Genomic DNA, 16,459 nt, shown 5'->3' with positions numbered 1-16,459 from the left:
AACCGGGACCAAGGGTGAACGAACATGGGCATGTCGGCAGGAGCAGGCGGAGCGGGCGGAGGCGGACGGCGCGGCAGGCGCAGCCGTGGCGGCAAGCGCGGCCTTGTCAGCGAAATCAACGTTACACCGCTCGTCGACGTCATGCTGGTGCTGTTGATCATCTTCATGGTCGCAGCCCCGATGCTGACGGTCGGCGTGCCGATCGACCTGCCGCAAACCAAGGCCAGCCCGATGAATTCCGACACCCAGCCGATCACCATTTCGGTGAACAAGGAAGGGGACGTTTATATTCAAGACCAGAAGATCGACGTCAATGATGTCGTGGACAAGCTGAAGGCCATCGCCACGACCGGCTATAACGAGCGCATCTATGTGCGCGGCGACACCACCGCCGCCTATGGCACTGTGATGAAGGTGATGGCGCAGATTTCCACTGCCGGCTTCAAGAATATCGGCCTGGTCACCCAGCAAGAACAGGACAAGTGATCTTTCGCGATGAAAGGCAGTCTCGTCACATCAGCCATCCTGCACGGCGTCGTTCTGGCGCTGGCGCTTTTGACATTGAGCGCCCCTGCTCCGATGCAGGTGGCCGATGTCGAGGCCTTGCCGGTCGATCTCGTCCCGATCAGTGAATTGACCCAGATTCAGCAGGGTGACAAAAAAGCACCCAAGCGGGAAAAATCCGCCCCTACGCCGACTAAAAAACCGGCCACCGTACCCAATGCGGAAAATCTCGGCGACAACCAGATGGATCTGAAAACCCCACCGACGCCGAACAAGCGTCCGGTGCAGGACGATGTTGCCGCAGCCCCGGAAAAGGTCGATCAGGTCAAGCCCAATCCGGACAACGAAAACAACGACGTCAAGGATATTGCCAAGGAAGAGACGGCGATTGCCCCGTCTAAAGACACCGTTCCCGTGCCGAAAGATGTGCCGATCCCCACAACCGAGCCGAAGCCCGCACCTGCACCAGCAGCCAAACCGGATGCCAAGGCAGAGGCAAAACCCGAGGACAAGCCTCAGGATGCGCCCAAGCAGGATGACACCCCGCTGCCATCCAGCGTACCGCTGCCTGCGGTAAGGCCGACGCCGCCCAAGCCGGAAGAAACCAAAAAACCCGATCCCAAGCCGAAGCCGGAAGAAAAGCCGAAGACCGAAGAGGCCAAGGCACCGAACGTGAAGAAGGCCGACCACAACCAGAAAATGGCCAAGTCGAAAGCCTCGAAGGAAAGCGATTTCAACGCCGACGAGATTGCCGCTCTTTTGAACAAGACCGATGCCGCAGGCGGAGGGGCAAAACGTTCCACCGATCAGGCGGCATTGGGCGGCAAGAAGACCACCCAGGGCTCGACGCTGTCACAAAGCGAGATCGACGCCCTGCGAGGCCAGATCCAGAACAATTGGTACATCATTCCCGGTACCCAGCTGCAGCAGGGGGCGACGATCACGGCGCGCTTCCATCTGGATGAATCGGGCAACCTGGTCGGCGAGCCCACCATCACGGCCAATGGCATCAGCGGCAGCACCAAAACTATGCTGGAAGACAGTGCGCGGCGCGCTATCCTCAAATCCGCCCCATTCAAGAATCTACCTCGGGATAAATACGACGCATGGTCTGAGGTCGAGGTGACCTTCGACCCAAGTGAATTCATGGAATAACAGAGGTTGTGGTATGAACCGCCGCAGAAACACCACGGCTAATCGATCGTTTAAATCCGAAGGGAACGGAGCCCGGCGCTCTTCCCGGACCAGGTTTCAAGAAAGGCTTGCCCTTATGAAAATCCCTCCCCTCTTGCGCTTCCTCTTTGTGCTTGCCGCAGCGGCGTGTGCATTTTCAAGCCCGGCCATGGCTCTTGTGCAGATCAATATCAGCAAGGGCAACGTTAACCCGATGCCGATCGCGATCACCGATTTCGCCTCGACCAATGGCATCGGTGCGCAGATTTCCTCTGTGGTGGAAGCCGATTTGAAGCGGTCAGGCCTGTTTGCGCCGATCAGCCATTCAGCCTTTATCGAAAAGAACGTCAATCCGGATGCCGCCCCCAACATGCAGAACTGGACGGTGCTCAACGCCCAGGCGCTGGTGGTTGGAAAGATCACCCAAGAAGGCGACGGGCGTCTGCGCGCCGAATTCCGCCTCTGGGATACCTATGCCGGTCAGCAGATGGCGGGCCAGCAATTCTATACCCAGCCGGAAAACTGGCGCCGCGTTGCTCATATCATCGCCGATGCGATTTATGAGCGCATCACCGGCGAAAAGGGCTATTTCGACACCCGTATCGTCTTCGTTTCCGAAACCGGTCCGAAAAACAACCGTCAGCGCCAGCTTGCCATCATGGACCAGGACGGCGCCAATGTGCGAATGCTGACCAACAATGCCAGCATCGTGATGACGCCGCGCTTTTCGCCGAACCGGCAGGAAATCACCTATATGTCCTATGAGGGTGGGCAGCCGCGCGTCTATCTGCTGCAGCTCGAAACCGGGCAGCGCGAAGTGGTCGGCAATTTCCCCGGCATGACCTTTGCACCGCGCTTTTCGCCGGACGGCCAGCGGGTGATCATGAGCCTGTCGGAAAACGGTAACGCCAATATCTACACCATGGACCTGCGCTCGCGCACGACCACGCGGCTCACCAGCACCAACGCCATCGACACATCGCCCTCCTACTCGCCGGACGGTCGCCAGATCACCTTTGAAAGTGACCGCGGCGGTCAGCAGGAAATCTATGTGATGAATGCCGACGGCTCCAACCAGCACCGTATTTCCTTCGGTCAAGGGGCCTATTCCACTCCGGTCTGGTCGCCGCGCGGCGATCTCATCGCCTTTACCAAACTGTCGGGTGGCAAATTCTCCATCGGCGTGATGAAACCCGATGGCTCCGGCGAGCGGCTTTTGACCACCGGCTTCCACAATGAAGGCCCGACCTGGGCACCGAATGGCCGTGTGCTGATGTATTTCAGCGAGCCTGCCGGCGCTCCGGGACCCTATTTGCATTCCATCGACCTCACCGGCTATAATGAACTGACGGTGAAGACGCCTGCCTTCGCATCGGACCCTGCCTGGTCACCGCTTCTTGAATAGAAGTTTTGCCGGACGCCCGCTACCAAGAGTTTTCGAGGGATTACGAAACCGTTTCCCGACGAAACAGAAAATACGAGGATCTGTCTGGTGCGATAGAGCACCGACAGATTTCACCAGCCGGGGATATGACTTTGACGGAAATCTTCAGTTATCATTAACCATAACTGTTTGACGATGATTAACCAGATCTGATTAAAGTCCGGCAACCATAAAGACATGCGACTTGAACAACTGCCATGATTGACACTGCAAGGAGACCGGCGATGAGCCGCACTTTTACCCCGGCGATGAGCCGTATGCACAAGCTTGCCACCCATCCGGCACTGATCGCGCTGACCATGACGCTGGCGCTCGCCGGCTGCGCTTCGAAGAAGGGTCTGCCGAACAATGCCGCCGAACTCGGCCTTGGCGCTGGCGCTGCCACGCCCGGCTCGCAGCAGGACTTCACCGTCAATGTCGGCGACCGTGTGTTCTTCGACACCAACAGCAACACGCTGCGCGCCGATGCCCAGCAGACGCTTGACCGTCAGGCCCAGTGGCTGCAGCGTTACTCGCAGTATCCGATCACCATCGAAGGCCATGCCGACGAACGCGGCACGCGCGAATACAACCTTGCCATCGGCGCCCGCCGTGCCGCCGCCGTCAAGGCCTATCTCGCCTCGCGCGGCATCCCGGCCAGCCGGATCAAGACCATCTCCTACGGCAAGGAACGCCCGGTTGCCACGTGCGACGACGAGTCCTGCTGGTCGCAGAACCGCCGCGCAGTCACCGTTCTCGGTGGGGCCAAGTAATAAATTCTGCGTGAAATCAGCAAGACAAGGGCGGTCCAATGGCCGCCCTTGTCACATGACATGACGTTCCTCGCAGTCCCTTGCTTGCATTTTTTGTGCAAGTGGAAAATGCTGCGGCCAAGCCGGACCGTATTCCTTTCCCTCCTATTCAGGGACAGGTTCAGTCCTCGGCCAAGGATCGAAAGAAACAGGAAGGACGATATGAAGAGACTTCTCGTGGCCTCGTTGGTGGCAATGAGCGCCCTCTGCGTCCCTGAAGCAAGCACCAGCGCCTATGCGTTTTCGCTGTTTGGCCAGCAACCGCTGACGCCGCCCGAGCCGGTGGGTGGCGCGCCAGTCGTTCAGGTCCAGCAGCAGATCGACAACACGGTGTCGAACGAACTCGTTCAGATCCAGCAATTGCAGGATCAGGTGCGTCAGCTCAATGGCCGCATCGAGGATATGAGCTATCAGTTGCTGCAGATGCAGGAACAGATGCGCAAAACCCAGGAAGACAACGAGTTCCGATTCCAGCAGCTGGAAAAAAAAAGAAGTGACGCAGGCGGACCGGCCAGCCCGGACGTCGCCTCAGCGCCACAAGCCAACCAGTCCGGTTCCGCTCCGGTAAGCGGTGACACCAGCTCGTCCCGGCGCGACAACACCGCGCCGGGTGAAACCACACTCGGTTCGCTCGACGTCAACAAGAATGGCGATGCCGTCGGCGCCGTGATCGACGGCAGCCTTGGCGACAATGCCAGCGGACCGAATGCCACATCAGCCCAGGCTTCAACTGGCGGAAGTGAAAAAGACCTCTATCAGACCGCCTACAACCATGTTCTGGCCGGCGACTACAAATCCGCCGAGGCTGAGTTCAAGGATTATATCAGCCGCTTTCCGAAAAGCGCCCGTGCCGCCGACGCTCATTTTTGGCTCGGAGAAGCACAATATTCGCAAAACCGCTATCGCGATGCCGCTGAAACCTTCCTGAAATCCTATCAGGATTACGGCAAATCGGCCAAGGCCCCGGATATGCTGTTGAAACTCGGCATGTCTCTTGCCGCCCTCGACAACAAGGATACGGCCTGCGCCACGCTGCGTGAAGTGCCACGGCGCTATCCCAATGCCTCCAAGGCCATTTTGAACAAGGCGTCCAGCGAACAGAAGCGTCTGGCCTGCTGATCCATGCGGCCGTCGACACCCACGCTGCCTTAAACGTCATGACGGATGCGCGCGATGCCAGTTGCTGTCCGACCGTTGAGATTGCGCTGGCGGATTTTCTGCAAAAGGCCGTTCGGCCACTTCGCCTTCTTGTGGCCCTGTCCGGTGGCAGCGATTCCACCGGTCTGCTGATCGGCCTGCACAATGCCGTGAAGGCCGCGTCTGCCCTGCCCTTTCCTGTCAGTCTCGCAGCAGCCACGGTGGATCATGGGCTGAGAGCCGCCTCCGCACAAGAAGCCCGCCAGGCGGCAGACCTGTGCCGCTCACTTGGCATCGACCATTCCATCATGGTCTGGGAAGGCGCCAAACCACAAACCGGTGTTTCCGCCGCCGCCCGCGCCGCTCGCTATCGGCTGTTGAGCGAAGCTGCTGCTGCCGCTGGAGCCGATGCCATCGTCACCGGCCACACCGCCGACGATCAGGCCGAAACCATCGAAATGCGACGCCGCCGCCAATCCAATCCCACAGCCCCCGGCCTGTCCGGCATGGCCGATGCAGTGCTCTACCGCAACCGTGTCTGGATCTACCGCCCGTTTCTGACACTGCGCCGCGATACAATCCGAACCTATCTGAGCAGCAGGAATTACGGCTGGGTCGATGACCCCAGCAACAGCAATCCGGCTTATGAGCGGGCACAGCTCAGACTTACCGGGGTCGAACCGGCCACGGCGGATGGGCAGGCACGACACCGCCTGTCCCAGATCGCAGCCGAACTGATCCGCAACCATATCAGGCCCATCGCACCCGGTCTGATCCTTCTTCATCCGGGCATGGGCTGTGACAGCCTTGATCAGGACACGGCGCCGGCACATATCCACGCCATCAGCAGGCTTACCGCCTGCCTTGGCGGACGTCCGCACGGCCCGGGCCGGGAGCAGATGACGGCGCTGCTGTCTCTCTTTAAAGCCGCCCCCGGCGCACGGTTGACCGTTGGGCGCTGCCTGGCGCACCGGCATCGCGACGGCCTGCTGCTTTTGCGCGAGGATCGCAATCTTCCACGGCTTGAGCTTGATCCCGGCAGCACGATCCTTTGGGACGGACGGTTTGAAATCACCAATCGATCGGAGAAAGCGGTCACTGTTGGCGCCGCGGCAGAAACCCGTCCTGCGGCAAGAAAGGGGGACGAACCTTCGCTTCTGGAGCGGGCTCTGCGGACGCAGCCTCATATTCATCCGCACATGCCAACCGCAACTCTTGAAATAAAACCGATAATTGCGCCCTATCATGACTTTCTGCCAGGCTTTGAAAGGCAGCTTGCCATGGCTTTTTGCGATCTTTTTGCCGCCCCTCCCCTGAAACCCGGTTGTTTCACCGGAGATTCAACGGAAAAAAAGCCATGATGCGTGCTTTGCCTTGGCAAGGCGTTCAGACAAACCTATGTTATACTCTGACATTACGGCGCGCAGTCGCGCCGGGCATATTCCGGGGAGTTCAATGAACCCAAATTTACGAAATCTGGCGCTCTGGGCGATCATCGCTTTGCTGCTGGTGGCTTTGTTCAGCATGTTCCAGACGTCCCCCTCGCAGACAAGCTCGCGCGAGATTCCCTATTCGCAGTTTGTCCGCGAAGTGGATTCGGGCCGTGTGCGGGACGTTACCGTCACCGGCAACCGCATTGTCGGCAGCTATGGCGAAAGCGGTGCTGCCTTCCAGACCTATGCGCCGGTTATCGACGACCAATTGCTCAACAAGCTGCAAAGCAAGAATGTGATGATCGTCGCGCGCCCCGAAAGCGACGGCTCATCCGGTTTCCTAAGCTATCTCGGCACGCTTTTGCCAATGCTGCTGATCCTTGGCGTCTGGCTGTTTTTCATGCGACAGATGCAGGGCGGTTCGCGCGGCGCCATGGGCTTTGGCAAATCCAAGGCCAAGCTTCTGACCGAGGCGCATGGCCGCGTCACATTTGATGATGTTGCCGGCGTTGACGAAGCCAAGCAGGACCTTGAGGAAATCGTCGAATTCCTGCGTGATCCGCAGAAGTTCCAGCGCCTGGGTGGCAAGATACCGCGCGGCGTGCTGCTCGTCGGTCCGCCCGGCACGGGTAAGACCTTGCTCGCCCGCTCTGTGGCCGGCGAAGCCAATGTGCCCTTCTTCACCATTTCCGGTTCGGATTTCGTCGAAATGTTTGTCGGCGTCGGTGCAAGCCGTGTGCGCGACATGTTCGAGCAGGCGAAGAAAAATGCTCCCTGCATCATCTTCATCGACGAAATCGATGCTGTTGGCCGTCATCGCGGCGCAGGCTTGGGTGGCGGCAATGACGAGCGCGAACAGACGCTCAACCAGCTGCTGGTCGAGATGGACGGTTTCGAGGCCAATGAAGGCATCATTCTGATTGCCGCCACCAACCGTCCCGACGTTCTCGACCCCGCTTTGCTGCGTCCCGGCCGTTTCGACCGTCAGGTCGTGGTGCCGAACCCGGACATCGTCGGACGTGAGCGAATTCTGAAGGTTCACGCCCGCAATGTGCCGCTGGCACCCAATGTCGATCTCAAGACGCTGGCACGCGGTACGCCGGGCTTTTCCGGCGCGGATCTGATGAACCTCGTCAACGAGGCGGCCCTGATGGCGGCGCGGCGCAACAAGCGCGTCGTCACCATGCAGGAATTTGAAGACGCCAAGGACAAGATCATGATGGGGGCCGAACGCCGTTCCTCCGCCATGACCGAGGCCGAAAAGAAGCTTACGGCCTATCACGAGGCTGGCCACGCCATCACCGCGCTCAACGTGCCGGTGGCCGATCCGCTGCACAAGGCAACGATCATTCCGCGCGGTCGTGCGCTCGGCATGGTGATGCAGCTGCCGGAAGGCGACCGTTATTCCATGAGCTACAAGTGGATGGTCTCGCGCCTTGTCATCATGATGGGCGGCCGCGTCGCTGAAGAAATCACCTTCGGCAAGGAAAACATCACCTCCGGCGCCTCATCCGATATCGAGCAGGCCACCAAGCTTGCCCGGGCCATGGTGACGCAATGGGGCTTTTCCGATGTGCTCGGTCAGGTCGCTTACGGCGAAAACCAGCAGGAGGTCTTCCTTGGCCATTCCGTATCACAGACCCGCAATGTCTCGGAATCCACCGCCCAGAAGATCGACAATGAAGTGCGGCGCCTGATCGACGAAGCCTATACCGAAGCACGTCGCATCCTCACCGACCGGCATGATGACTTCGTGACGCTGGCCGAAGGTCTGCTCGAATATGAAACACTGTCCGGCGATGAAATCCGGGCGCTGCTCAAGGGGGACAAGCCCAACCGCGACAGTGGTGACGACAGCCAAAACAATCGTGGCTCTGCTGTTCCCTCAACCGGCAAGAAAGACACCCCGAAAGCTGGTGAAGCCGAAGGGGGCATGGAGCCGCAGCCGCATTGATTTTACGCATTCTGTAAAACGAAAAGCCCTCGCCATAGTCCGGCGAGGGCTTTATGTTTTGTTAAACCTGCTCAAGCGGTTGCACAGAATGCGAATCACTGTAACGCGCGTGAGAGTTTGGTCCGAGGTAAAGTGAATACCCCTTTCCTGTTTGCACCGCTCTCACTTATGATGTTACAGATTTTCGGACGGAAAACCGTTTCACACTTTTCTCGCGACACGGCTCTGTCACAAAGAGCTAAAGCCTTTTCAGCACGCCAATACCCAGGAAATTACCGGGCACAGAGTCGTACTGCTGCGTAAACTCGCTTGCTTCGAAGCCATCCTCGGCTTGTTTGACATAACTCCAGAACAGCGTCGTTGCGGGACACGCATCCGAAGCAACATCGTGATGCACGATGATATCGGCAAACTTCCGGACGAGCAGATGATCGAACATGACGCCATTCATGGAATGGTCGCCATCAATGAACACCATCGACGGCTTGGCACAGGTGAGATAATCAATGACGTCCCGTGAGGTCGACAGGTTCTGGATGTAATGAACCGGTGTGTCCGAGATTTCCATATAGCGCTTGATGAAAGGTGTCGCTGGCACAGGATCGATTGCAAGTGAAAACTCAATCGGCGCTCCGATCTTTTTCAGCCACTCGTTCACGACGATAAATGTACCACCCCAACGGCAGCCAATCTCACAATACGACGTCATATTTTGCGCGTTGTAGGACAACCAGACCATGTAACGCGCAAGCTGACGTGGATATTGCCACAAATGCAGGCCTTTTCCGAAATAATCTCCCAATTCCGGCGGCTGCTGCTCGAGATATTCATTATTCAATCCAATTTCATGAATAATGAAATTTTCGATATAATTTATATCGTAAATTTTATTTTCCGGAATACTATTTATAAAATCGATGACCTTATCGATATGGTCAGAGATTTTCTCATAATATTCATACTGCTCAAACATAAACGTCCCCTGAATATTCAGACTTCGGCCCCATGACGAATCATCCAGTATAAATATAGACACACAAAATCGCGTGAAGCTTGCAAAAACATAATTTCAAAATTTAATTTTAAATTGAGCAATAATAACAAAAAATCCTAACAATTTTCAGGGGTTTTAAAATGATTATTTATAGCTCTACAAGCGCTTTAGAGACCGATACGAAAATCCTTTAAGAAGGAATTTCGGGAAGCCCCATAGAATACCTGTTTGCGGCAGCATACGACCAGAACAAGGCAAGGGGCGATAAACTGCGCACCAAAGAAGCGAAAATACCGGTCCGTTTCAATGGAATTGAAACGCAGATTCATCCGCTCCATTTCAGGATAAAAGCGACACTGGCTTTCAAGGCGCCAGTCACAGCTTATAAGCTGCTTTGACGTTAATTTACGTGCTGTTTGCCGACATTTGTGGCATTGAGCGTGAAACAGACTGAGCGAGATGCACCGTCTGAAGGACACGTTCTGGATTTGGAGTTGAAATGGCGCGTCGTTATTTCGGAACCGATGGCATTCGAGGACAAGCGAATGTCTTTCCCATGACACCCGATCTGGCCATGAAGGTCGGCATTGCCGTCGGCACGATTTTCCGGCGCGGCGATCATCGTCACCGGGTGGTGATCGGCAAGGATACGCGGCTTTCCGGCTATATGCTCGAAACGGCGCTGGTGGCAGGCTTTACCGCCGCCGGGCTCGATGTCTTCCTGCTCGGGCCGATCCCGACACCGGCGGTCGCAATGCTGACGCGCTCACTGCGCGCCGATATCGGCGTCATGATCTCGGCCTCGCACAATCCCTTTGCCGATAACGGCATCAAGCTGTTCGGACCGGATGGCTACAAGCTGTCCGATGAGATCGAGGCGCGTATCGAGGCCCTGCTCGATCAGGACGAGCCGCTGCCGCTGGCCAAGGCTGAGGATATAGGACGCGCCAAGCGCGTCGATGGCGACATCTACCGCTATATTGAATTCGTCAAACGCACCATGCCGCGCGACGTGACGCTGAACGGGCTAAGGATTGCCATTGATTGCGCCAATGGCGCAGCCTACAAGGTCGCCCCCGCCGCGCTGTGGGAATTGGGTGCCGAGGTTGTCACCATCGGCAACACGCCAAACGGAACAAACATCAATCTGGATTGCGGCTCCACCCATCCCGCCGCCTTGCAGAAAAAGGTGCATGAAGTGCGCGCCGATATCGGTATCGCACTCGATGGCGACGCCGACCGGGTGATCATCGTCGATGAGACCGGGGCCATCGTCGATGGCGACCAGCTGATGGCGGTGATCGCCGAAAGCTTTGCCAATGACAAGCTTTTAAAGGGCGGCGGCATTGTCGCCACTGTCATGTCCAATCTCGGGCTGGAGCGCTTCCTCAACGATCAGGGCCTGACGCTGGCACGCACCAAGGTCGGCGACCGCTATGTGGTCGAACATATGCGCCATCACGACTTCAATGTCGGCGGCGAACAATCCGGCCATATCGTGCTGTCGGATTACGGCACCACCGGCGACGGCCTTGTTGCCGCCTTGCAGATTCTCGCCGCCGTCAAGCGCACCGGCAAGACCGTCAGCCAGATCTGCCGCCGTTTCGAACCCGTGCCGCAGCTGTTACGCAATGTCCGCATTGCCGGCGGCAAGCCGCTGGAAATGAAAAGCGTCAAGGAGGCGATTGCCGATGCTGAAAGTCAGCTGGCGCGCAATGGCCGTCTGGTCATCCGTCCCTCCGGCACCGAGCCGCTGATCCGCGTCATGGCCGAAGGCGACGACCGCAGCCAGATCGAACAGATCGTCAACGATCTCGTCGGCGTCATCGCCAATGCCCGTGATGAAGCGGCCTGATACCTATCCCCTTCTCATCGTCGGCCTGGAGCCGAGGATGATAGGCGTCGAGACTATCAAATAACAAAACCCGGCTGTGATGCTCACAGCCGGGTTTTCTGTTCCGCATATATCCGAAAAAATCAGGCCGAGAGCTTGGCCATGACTTCTTCCGAAACCTCGAAATTGGCATAGACGTTCTGCACGTCGTCATCGTCTTCGAGATTGTCGATCAGCTTCATCAGCGACTGGGCCTTTTCCTCATCCACCGGCACGGTGTTTTGCGGCTTCCAGATCGCCTTGACCGATTCGGCCTCGCCAAGTACGGCTTCGAGCGCCTTGGAGACCTCGCCCATATCCTCGAAACCGCAGATCACCGTATGGCCGCTTTCATCGCTGATCACGTCTTCGGCGCCGGCCTCGATGGCGGCTTCCATGATCTTGTCGGCATCGCCTGCTTCGCTCTTGTAGACGATTTCGCCGACGCGGTCGAAGGAGAAGGACACCGAGCCGGTTTCCCCGAGTGCACCGCCGGCCTTGGAAAAGATCGAGCGGACATTGGAGGCTGTGCGGTTGCGGTTATCGGTCAGCGCTTCGACGATGACGGCAACACCGCCCGGACCATAGCCCTCGTAACGGACCTCATCATAGTTTTCACCGTCATTGCCGGCGGCCTTCTTGATGGCGCGCTCGATATTGTCCTTCGGCATGGACTGCGCCTTGGCGTTCTGGATCGCCAGACGCAGGCGCGGGTTCATTGTCGGATCGGGCATGCCCGTCTTGGCCGCAACGGTGATTTCGCGTGCGAGCTTGGAGAACATTTTCGACCGCACGGAATCCTGTTTTCCCTTGCGGTGCATGATGTTTTTAAACTGTGAATGGCCAGCCATGGCACCCCTGCGATATCTGTTTATCGTCTTTTCAAAACCGGAACGCGCCCTCAGGCACAGGTTCCGCTTGTCATCTGCGGTGATCGGGACGGAGCTGATCCGACCTTTTGCCTGCAAGCAAGTGGCGCTCTTATAAGGCCCTGTCCCCCGCCATTCAAGCAGAAAGGCTCGGGATGCGACCGCGCCTTTGCGGGAACAATACCGCGCTCCTGCCGTTGCTTTTCCAAGAAGAACAGTCAAGAGAAAGGACATGCAACATGGTCAGTCTGTCAGAAGCCCGTGAAGAGCCCGTCGCCCAGCTGTGGAAGGAAATCGACAACATTCATGCCGGAATGCTGGGCCTTGTCGGCTCCACCCTGCCCATGCAGCCCATGGCGCCTTACGGCGATCCGAAAACCAATACGATCTGGTTTTTCACCCGCACCGATGGGGAATTGACCGAGGCACTTCGCCCCGGCAGCCGAGCGATGTTCTGTGTCATCGGCAAGAACCACGATTATCACGCCTGTCTGTCCGGCGTAATCGAGATCCGCCATGACCGGGGCAAGATCGATGAATACTGGAGCTCTGTCGTGGAAGCATGGTTTCAGGAGGGCAAGAACGATCCGGCGCTGACCATGCTGGCGCTCCATATCGATGATGCCGAAATCTGGGCCTCAACCGGCAATCCGCTAAAATTCGGCTGGGAAATCGCCAAGGCCAACACGCAGCCGGAAAAGCTGCCCCATGTCGGGGAACATCATCACCTGACCTTTGCCTAAGGCGCAATCTACACGGGACCGAGGGGGAATGGCTACCCCCTCTCCTACGTCCTGCTTTTATATCCTAGAGTATTTCACTGTTTCACGGAAACAGTGAAATACTCTAATTCTTTGTGTTTACGCATTTCCGGACGGAAAACAGCTATGCACTTTGCCTGAAAATGCTCTAACCCTGCCACTGCTTCCGCACATTTTTGGGCAGGCTTGCCAGCCATTGCAGCAGCCGGGTCAGGCTGAGGAAGGTCGGCACATTGTCACGTGGCGCCACCGCTTCCATCGACAGGCCGACGGCGGAAATATGGCCGTTCTCGTCGATATCGCGGACAATCAGGATCAGATGGCCAAGCCGAACGCGGTCAGCATATTCGGCCCGGCCATTGAGACGGCTTTCCATCAGTTCGGCAAGGGATTTCTGCTTTTCCACATCGCTGATCAGGCCCGGCCCGTAAGCGGCATCAAGCTCTGCCGCCGAGCGGCTGGGCGAGAGAGTAAATGTACCGAAGAACTCGCTGTCATCTTCCTCCACCGGGGCCTTGCTGGCAAAGAGCCGGTCAAGCAGCCGCGAATAGCCCGGCGCGATGAAGAGATAGACCTGATCGTTTTCGCGAAGCCGCCCGGCATATTGATAGCGCATGGATTTGCCATCACGGATTACCAGCGAGGGCATGGCCCAACGCGGAATGCGCTCGCCCCTGAGCACCGGACTGTCGGCGACAACGCGATAGGAGAGCAGCTCGTGATGGGCGGCACCGGGCAGATCGAGCTCCACCTTGTCGATGGCACCAATGCGCGGCGGAATGATCAGGCCGAGCTTTTTCGCCATCGGCTTGATCGTCCAGCCCTGCAGCACCAGCGAAATCATCACCACGATAAAGGTGATATTGAAATAGGTTTCTGCGTGCTTGAGCCCGGAGAGCACCGGCACGATGGCCAGAAGGATCGAAACGGCGCCGCGCAGGCCCACCCAGGAAATGAAGCTTTTTTCCTGCTGGGTATAGTCAAAAGGTATCAGGCAGAGCCATGTTGCCAGCGGACGGGAGACAAAGACGAGAAACAGGCCGAGCACGACACCGGGCACCAGAATGCCGATGAACTGCGACGGTGTGGCCAAAAGCCCAAGCACCAGGAACATGATGATCTGCGCCAGCCAGGTCATACCCTCCTGAAACCGGGTAATGCTGGCATTGCCGGGGATCTTGCGGTTTCCAGCATAGATACCTGCGACATAGACGGCGAGAAAGCCGCTGCCGCCGATGGCACCTGTATAGGAAAACACCACCATGGACAGCGCCAGCACGATGATCGGCAACAATCCGCGATCGATCGGAATTTTCTTGACGATCACCACGATGGCAGCACCACCGAGCAGGCCGAGAATGAGGCCAAGCCCCATCTGCTCGAGAAACAGCCGCACCACGCCGATATCGAAACCGGCGTGATCCTTGCCCGCCGACAACATGCCCGCAATCGCCATGGTGAGAAAGATCGCCATGGGATCGTTGGTGCCCGATTCCACTTCCAGCGATGATCGCACCTTGTCGCGAATGTTAATGCCGCCGATACGCAGCAGGAAAAACACCGCTGCCGCATCGGTGGAGGCAACGATGGAGCCGAGCAGCAGCCCCTGCAACAGGGAAAAATTCAGGATCCAAGCTGCCAGAAGCCCGAAGCTGCCCGCCGTCAGCAACACGCCGAAGGTCGCCATGGTGATCGACGGTCCCGCGGCCTGACGAAAGGCCTGCAAGGGCGTGTGATAGCCGGAATCGAACAGGATCACCGCCAGCGCCAGCGAACCGATGGTATAGGCAACCGAATGATTGTTGAAATGCAGGCCGAGACCATCCTCTCCCGCCAGAAGACCGATGATCAGGAACAGAAGCAACAAGGGCGCGCCGAAGCGAAACGCAATCAGACTGGAAAAAGCCGCCAGCAGAATAAGGGCCGTCAAGACCAGTGTGACGATATAGAAATGCTCCAACCCCTAACCCCTTTTACCTGCTTTCATGCTGCGTCGCCCTTCATGAATCTAACCCACGAAAAAGGTGCAAAACAATGAAGGAATACTTTGGAAAGCGCAATTTTTCCAAAGCAATAGAATTTTTTTTGCTCATGTGGCCAACAGCCCGACTGCCCAAAGCGCTTGGAGTTTGTCAGGGAAAAGTGGTTACCGGTTTTTCACCAACCCGATGCGCCCAATAGGAATCTGTCGCGCTATGGCCTTCAGACACATTAGAGCAGTATCCCGAGAAAAGTGTAAAACGGTTTTCCGTCCGGAAATGCGTAAAAACAAAGAGTTAGAGCATTTCACTGTTTCCGTGAAACAGTGAAATGCTCTAGAGGCTGTCTACTGCCGGATCATTCGCGGACCACACATCTGCAAATTTCAAAAGAGAACAAGAATATACAGAGGAAATCATGATCCTATTAGGGCAGTGGTAAAATAAAATGGACGGACCGGTTTCCCGATCCGTCCATGAAAAAGCATCTGTATCGATCAGATCAGATCAGATCAGATCAGCTTGGCAAAGGCCACAGCCGTATCGTTCATGCGGTTGGAGAAGCCCCATTCATTGTCGTACCAGGTGAGGATACGAACAAAGGTGCCTTCCAGAACCTTGGTCTGGTCGATGGCGAAGATCGAGGAATGCGGATCGTGGTTGAAATCGCGCGAGACGAGCTTTTCTTCGGTATAGCCGAGAACGCCCTTGAGCGGACCAGCATTTGCAGCGGCCTTGATCGCTTCGTTGATCTCTTCCACCGTGGTGGCACGCTTGGCGACGAATTTCAGGTCAACGACCGAGACATTCGGGGTCGGGACGCGCACGGAGGTGCCATCCAGCTTGCCCTTCAGCTCCGGCAGAACCAGGCCGACAGCCTTGGCCGCACCGGTGGATGTCGGGATCATCGACAGCGCCGCAGCACGGGCGCGGTAGAGATCCTTGTGCATCTGGTCAAGCGACGGCTGATCGTTGGTGTAGGAATGGATCGTCGTCATGAAGCCGTGATCGATGCCGACCGCATCGTTCAGCACCTTGACCACCGGCGCAAGGCAGTTGGTGGTGCAGGAGGCGTTGGAGATGACCATATGGTCCTTGGTCAGCTTGTCATGGTTGACGCCGTAAACCACGGTCAGGTCGGCACCATCGGCCGGAGCAGACACGATCACGCGCTTGGCGCCAGCCGTCAGATGGGCGGCAGCCTTGTCGCGGGCGGTGAAGATGCCCGTGCATTCCATGGCGATATCGACACCCAGTTCGCCATGCGGCAGGGTGGCCGGGTCCTTGATCGCGGTTACCTTGATCGCCTTGCCGTTGACGACGATGGAATCGCCCTCAACACGCACTTCAACCGGGAAACGGCCATGGACGCTGTCATATTTCAACAGATGGGCATTGGTCTCGACCGGGCCGAGATCATTGATGGCCACGACTTCGATATCGGTACGGCCCGATTCAACGATGGCACGCAGCACATTGCGGCCAATACGCCCGAAGCCGTTGATGGCAACTTTCACAGTCATAGAAATCACTCCTGATGGTCAGTG

The 16,459-nt window shown here is 57.3% G+C and carries 13 protein-coding genes; 9 read left to right on the top strand and 4 right to left on the bottom strand.

Annotated features, from left to right (window positions below):
* The first annotated feature begins 24 nt into the window (after positions 1 to 24).
* The 7 genes from tolR to ftsH all read left to right on the top strand — a co-directional run bounded on the left by tolR (position 25) and on the right by ftsH (position 8,436).
* Positions 25 to 486, top strand: coding sequence for a protein TolR (tolR, locus tag NAC44_RS01090; RefSeq protein ID WP_250936994.1), 462 nt, complete (start codon positions 25 to 27; stop codon positions 484 to 486).
* 9 nt (positions 487 to 495) lie between these two features.
* Positions 496 to 1,659, top strand: coding sequence for a cell envelope integrity protein TolA (gene tolA, locus NAC44_RS01085; protein ID WP_250936992.1), 1,164 nt, complete (start codon positions 496 to 498; stop codon positions 1,657 to 1,659).
* A gap of 115 nt (positions 1,660 to 1,774) precedes the next feature.
* Positions 1,775 to 3,082, top strand: coding sequence for a Tol-Pal system beta propeller repeat protein TolB (gene tolB / locus NAC44_RS01080; protein WP_250936991.1), 1,308 nt, complete (start codon positions 1,775 to 1,777; stop codon positions 3,080 to 3,082).
* Positions 3,083 to 3,345: 263 nt separating this feature from the next.
* Positions 3,346 to 3,873 (top strand): peptidoglycan-associated lipoprotein Pal, encoded by a 528-nt coding sequence (gene pal / locus NAC44_RS01075; protein ID WP_250936989.1) that lies wholly within the window; start codon positions 3,346 to 3,348, stop codon positions 3,871 to 3,873.
* A 201-nt stretch (positions 3,874 to 4,074) separates the two neighbouring features.
* Positions 4,075 to 5,031, top strand: coding sequence for a tol-pal system protein YbgF (gene ybgF, locus NAC44_RS01070; RefSeq protein ID WP_250936987.1), 957 nt, complete (start codon positions 4,075 to 4,077; stop codon positions 5,029 to 5,031).
* A gap of 38 nt (positions 5,032 to 5,069) precedes the next feature.
* A complete protein-coding gene (tilS, locus tag NAC44_RS01065) occupies positions 5,070 to 6,410 on the top strand; it encodes a tRNA lysidine(34) synthetase TilS (protein ID WP_250936985.1) in 1,341 nt (446 codons plus the stop codon).
* A gap of 94 nt (positions 6,411 to 6,504) precedes the next feature.
* On the top strand, positions 6,505 to 8,436 hold the full coding sequence (gene ftsH / locus NAC44_RS01060) for an ATP-dependent zinc metalloprotease FtsH (RefSeq protein ID WP_250936983.1): 1,932 nt from the start codon (positions 6,505 to 6,507) through the stop codon (positions 8,434 to 8,436).
* Positions 8,437 to 8,674: 238 nt separating this feature from the next.
* Here the strand turns inward: ftsH and NAC44_RS01055 are convergent, their stop codons facing one another.
* Positions 8,675 to 9,409, bottom strand: coding sequence for a class I SAM-dependent methyltransferase (locus tag NAC44_RS01055; RefSeq protein WP_250936982.1), 735 nt, complete (start codon positions 9,407 to 9,409; stop codon positions 8,675 to 8,677).
* A gap of 520 nt (positions 9,410 to 9,929) precedes the next feature.
* On the opposite strand from NAC44_RS01055, the gene glmM reads away from it, so the two are divergent.
* Positions 9,930 to 11,285: a phosphoglucosamine mutase gene (gene glmM, locus NAC44_RS01050; RefSeq protein WP_250936980.1), complete on the top strand. Its 1,356-nt coding sequence runs from the start codon at positions 9,930 to 9,932 to the stop codon at positions 11,283 to 11,285.
* A 122-nt stretch (positions 11,286 to 11,407) separates the two neighbouring features.
* Here the strand turns inward: glmM and NAC44_RS01045 are convergent, their stop codons facing one another.
* On the bottom strand, positions 11,408 to 12,154 hold the full coding sequence (locus NAC44_RS01045; protein ID WP_250936975.1) for a YebC/PmpR family DNA-binding transcriptional regulator: 747 nt from the start codon (positions 12,152 to 12,154) through the stop codon (positions 11,408 to 11,410).
* Between the two features lie 257 nt (positions 12,155 to 12,411).
* Here NAC44_RS01045 and NAC44_RS01040 point away from each other — a divergent pair, with 257 nt between their 5' ends.
* Positions 12,412 to 12,915, top strand: a complete 504-nt coding sequence (locus tag NAC44_RS01040) for a pyridoxamine 5'-phosphate oxidase family protein (RefSeq protein WP_250936974.1) — start codon at positions 12,412 to 12,414, stop codon at positions 12,913 to 12,915.
* Positions 12,916 to 13,081: 166 nt separating this feature from the next.
* Here NAC44_RS01040 and NAC44_RS01035 read toward each other — a convergent pair whose 3' ends face one another.
* Positions 13,082 to 14,893, bottom strand: coding sequence for a potassium/proton antiporter (locus NAC44_RS01035; RefSeq protein WP_250936973.1), 1,812 nt, complete (start codon positions 14,891 to 14,893; stop codon positions 13,082 to 13,084).
* 531 nt (positions 14,894 to 15,424) lie between these two features.
* The gene (gene gap, locus NAC44_RS01030) at positions 15,425 to 16,435 is read right to left on the bottom strand and encodes a type I glyceraldehyde-3-phosphate dehydrogenase (RefSeq protein ID WP_250936972.1); all 1,011 of its coding nucleotides are present in this window, start codon (positions 16,433 to 16,435) and stop codon (positions 15,425 to 15,427) included.
* Positions 16,436 to 16,459: the final 24 nt, after the last annotated feature.

Origin of the sequence: Allorhizobium sonneratiae, assembly GCF_023700755.1 — a bacterium.
GTDB lineage: Bacteria > Pseudomonadota > Alphaproteobacteria > Rhizobiales > Rhizobiaceae > Allorhizobium > Allorhizobium sonneratiae.
This window is presented reverse-complemented; position numbering and strand designations above follow the sequence as displayed.

Excerpts from the sequence above, each read along its gene's own strand:
- tolR (WP_250936994.1), top strand. The coding sequence starts at position 25 with ATGGGCATGTCGGCAGGAGCAGGCGGAGCGGGCGGAGGCGGACGGCGC.
- glmM (WP_250936980.1), top strand. The coding sequence starts at position 9,930 with ATGGCGCGTCGTTATTTCGGAACCGATGGCATTCGAGGACAAGCGAAT.
- pal (WP_250936989.1), top strand. The coding sequence starts at position 3,346 with ATGAGCCGCACTTTTACCCCGGCGATGAGCCGTATGCACAAGCTTGCC.
- ybgF (WP_250936987.1), top strand. The coding sequence starts at position 4,075 with ATGAAGAGACTTCTCGTGGCCTCGTTGGTGGCAATGAGCGCCCTCTGC.
- NAC44_RS01045 (WP_250936975.1), bottom strand. The coding sequence starts at position 12,154 with ATGGCTGGCCATTCACAGTTTAAAAACATCATGCACCGCAAGGGAAAA.
- tolB (WP_250936991.1), top strand. The coding sequence starts at position 1,775 with ATGAAAATCCCTCCCCTCTTGCGCTTCCTCTTTGTGCTTGCCGCAGCG.
- NAC44_RS01055 (WP_250936982.1), bottom strand. The coding sequence starts at position 9,409 with ATGTTTGAGCAGTATGAATATTATGAGAAAATCTCTGACCATATCGAT.
- NAC44_RS01040 (WP_250936974.1), top strand. The coding sequence starts at position 12,412 with ATGGTCAGTCTGTCAGAAGCCCGTGAAGAGCCCGTCGCCCAGCTGTGG.
- tilS (WP_250936985.1), top strand. The coding sequence starts at position 5,070 with ATGACGGATGCGCGCGATGCCAGTTGCTGTCCGACCGTTGAGATTGCG.
- gap (WP_250936972.1), bottom strand. The coding sequence starts at position 16,435 with ATGACTGTGAAAGTTGCCATCAACGGCTTCGGGCGTATTGGCCGCAAT.
- tolA (WP_250936992.1), top strand. The coding sequence starts at position 496 with ATGAAAGGCAGTCTCGTCACATCAGCCATCCTGCACGGCGTCGTTCTG.
- ftsH (WP_250936983.1), top strand. The coding sequence starts at position 6,505 with ATGAACCCAAATTTACGAAATCTGGCGCTCTGGGCGATCATCGCTTTG.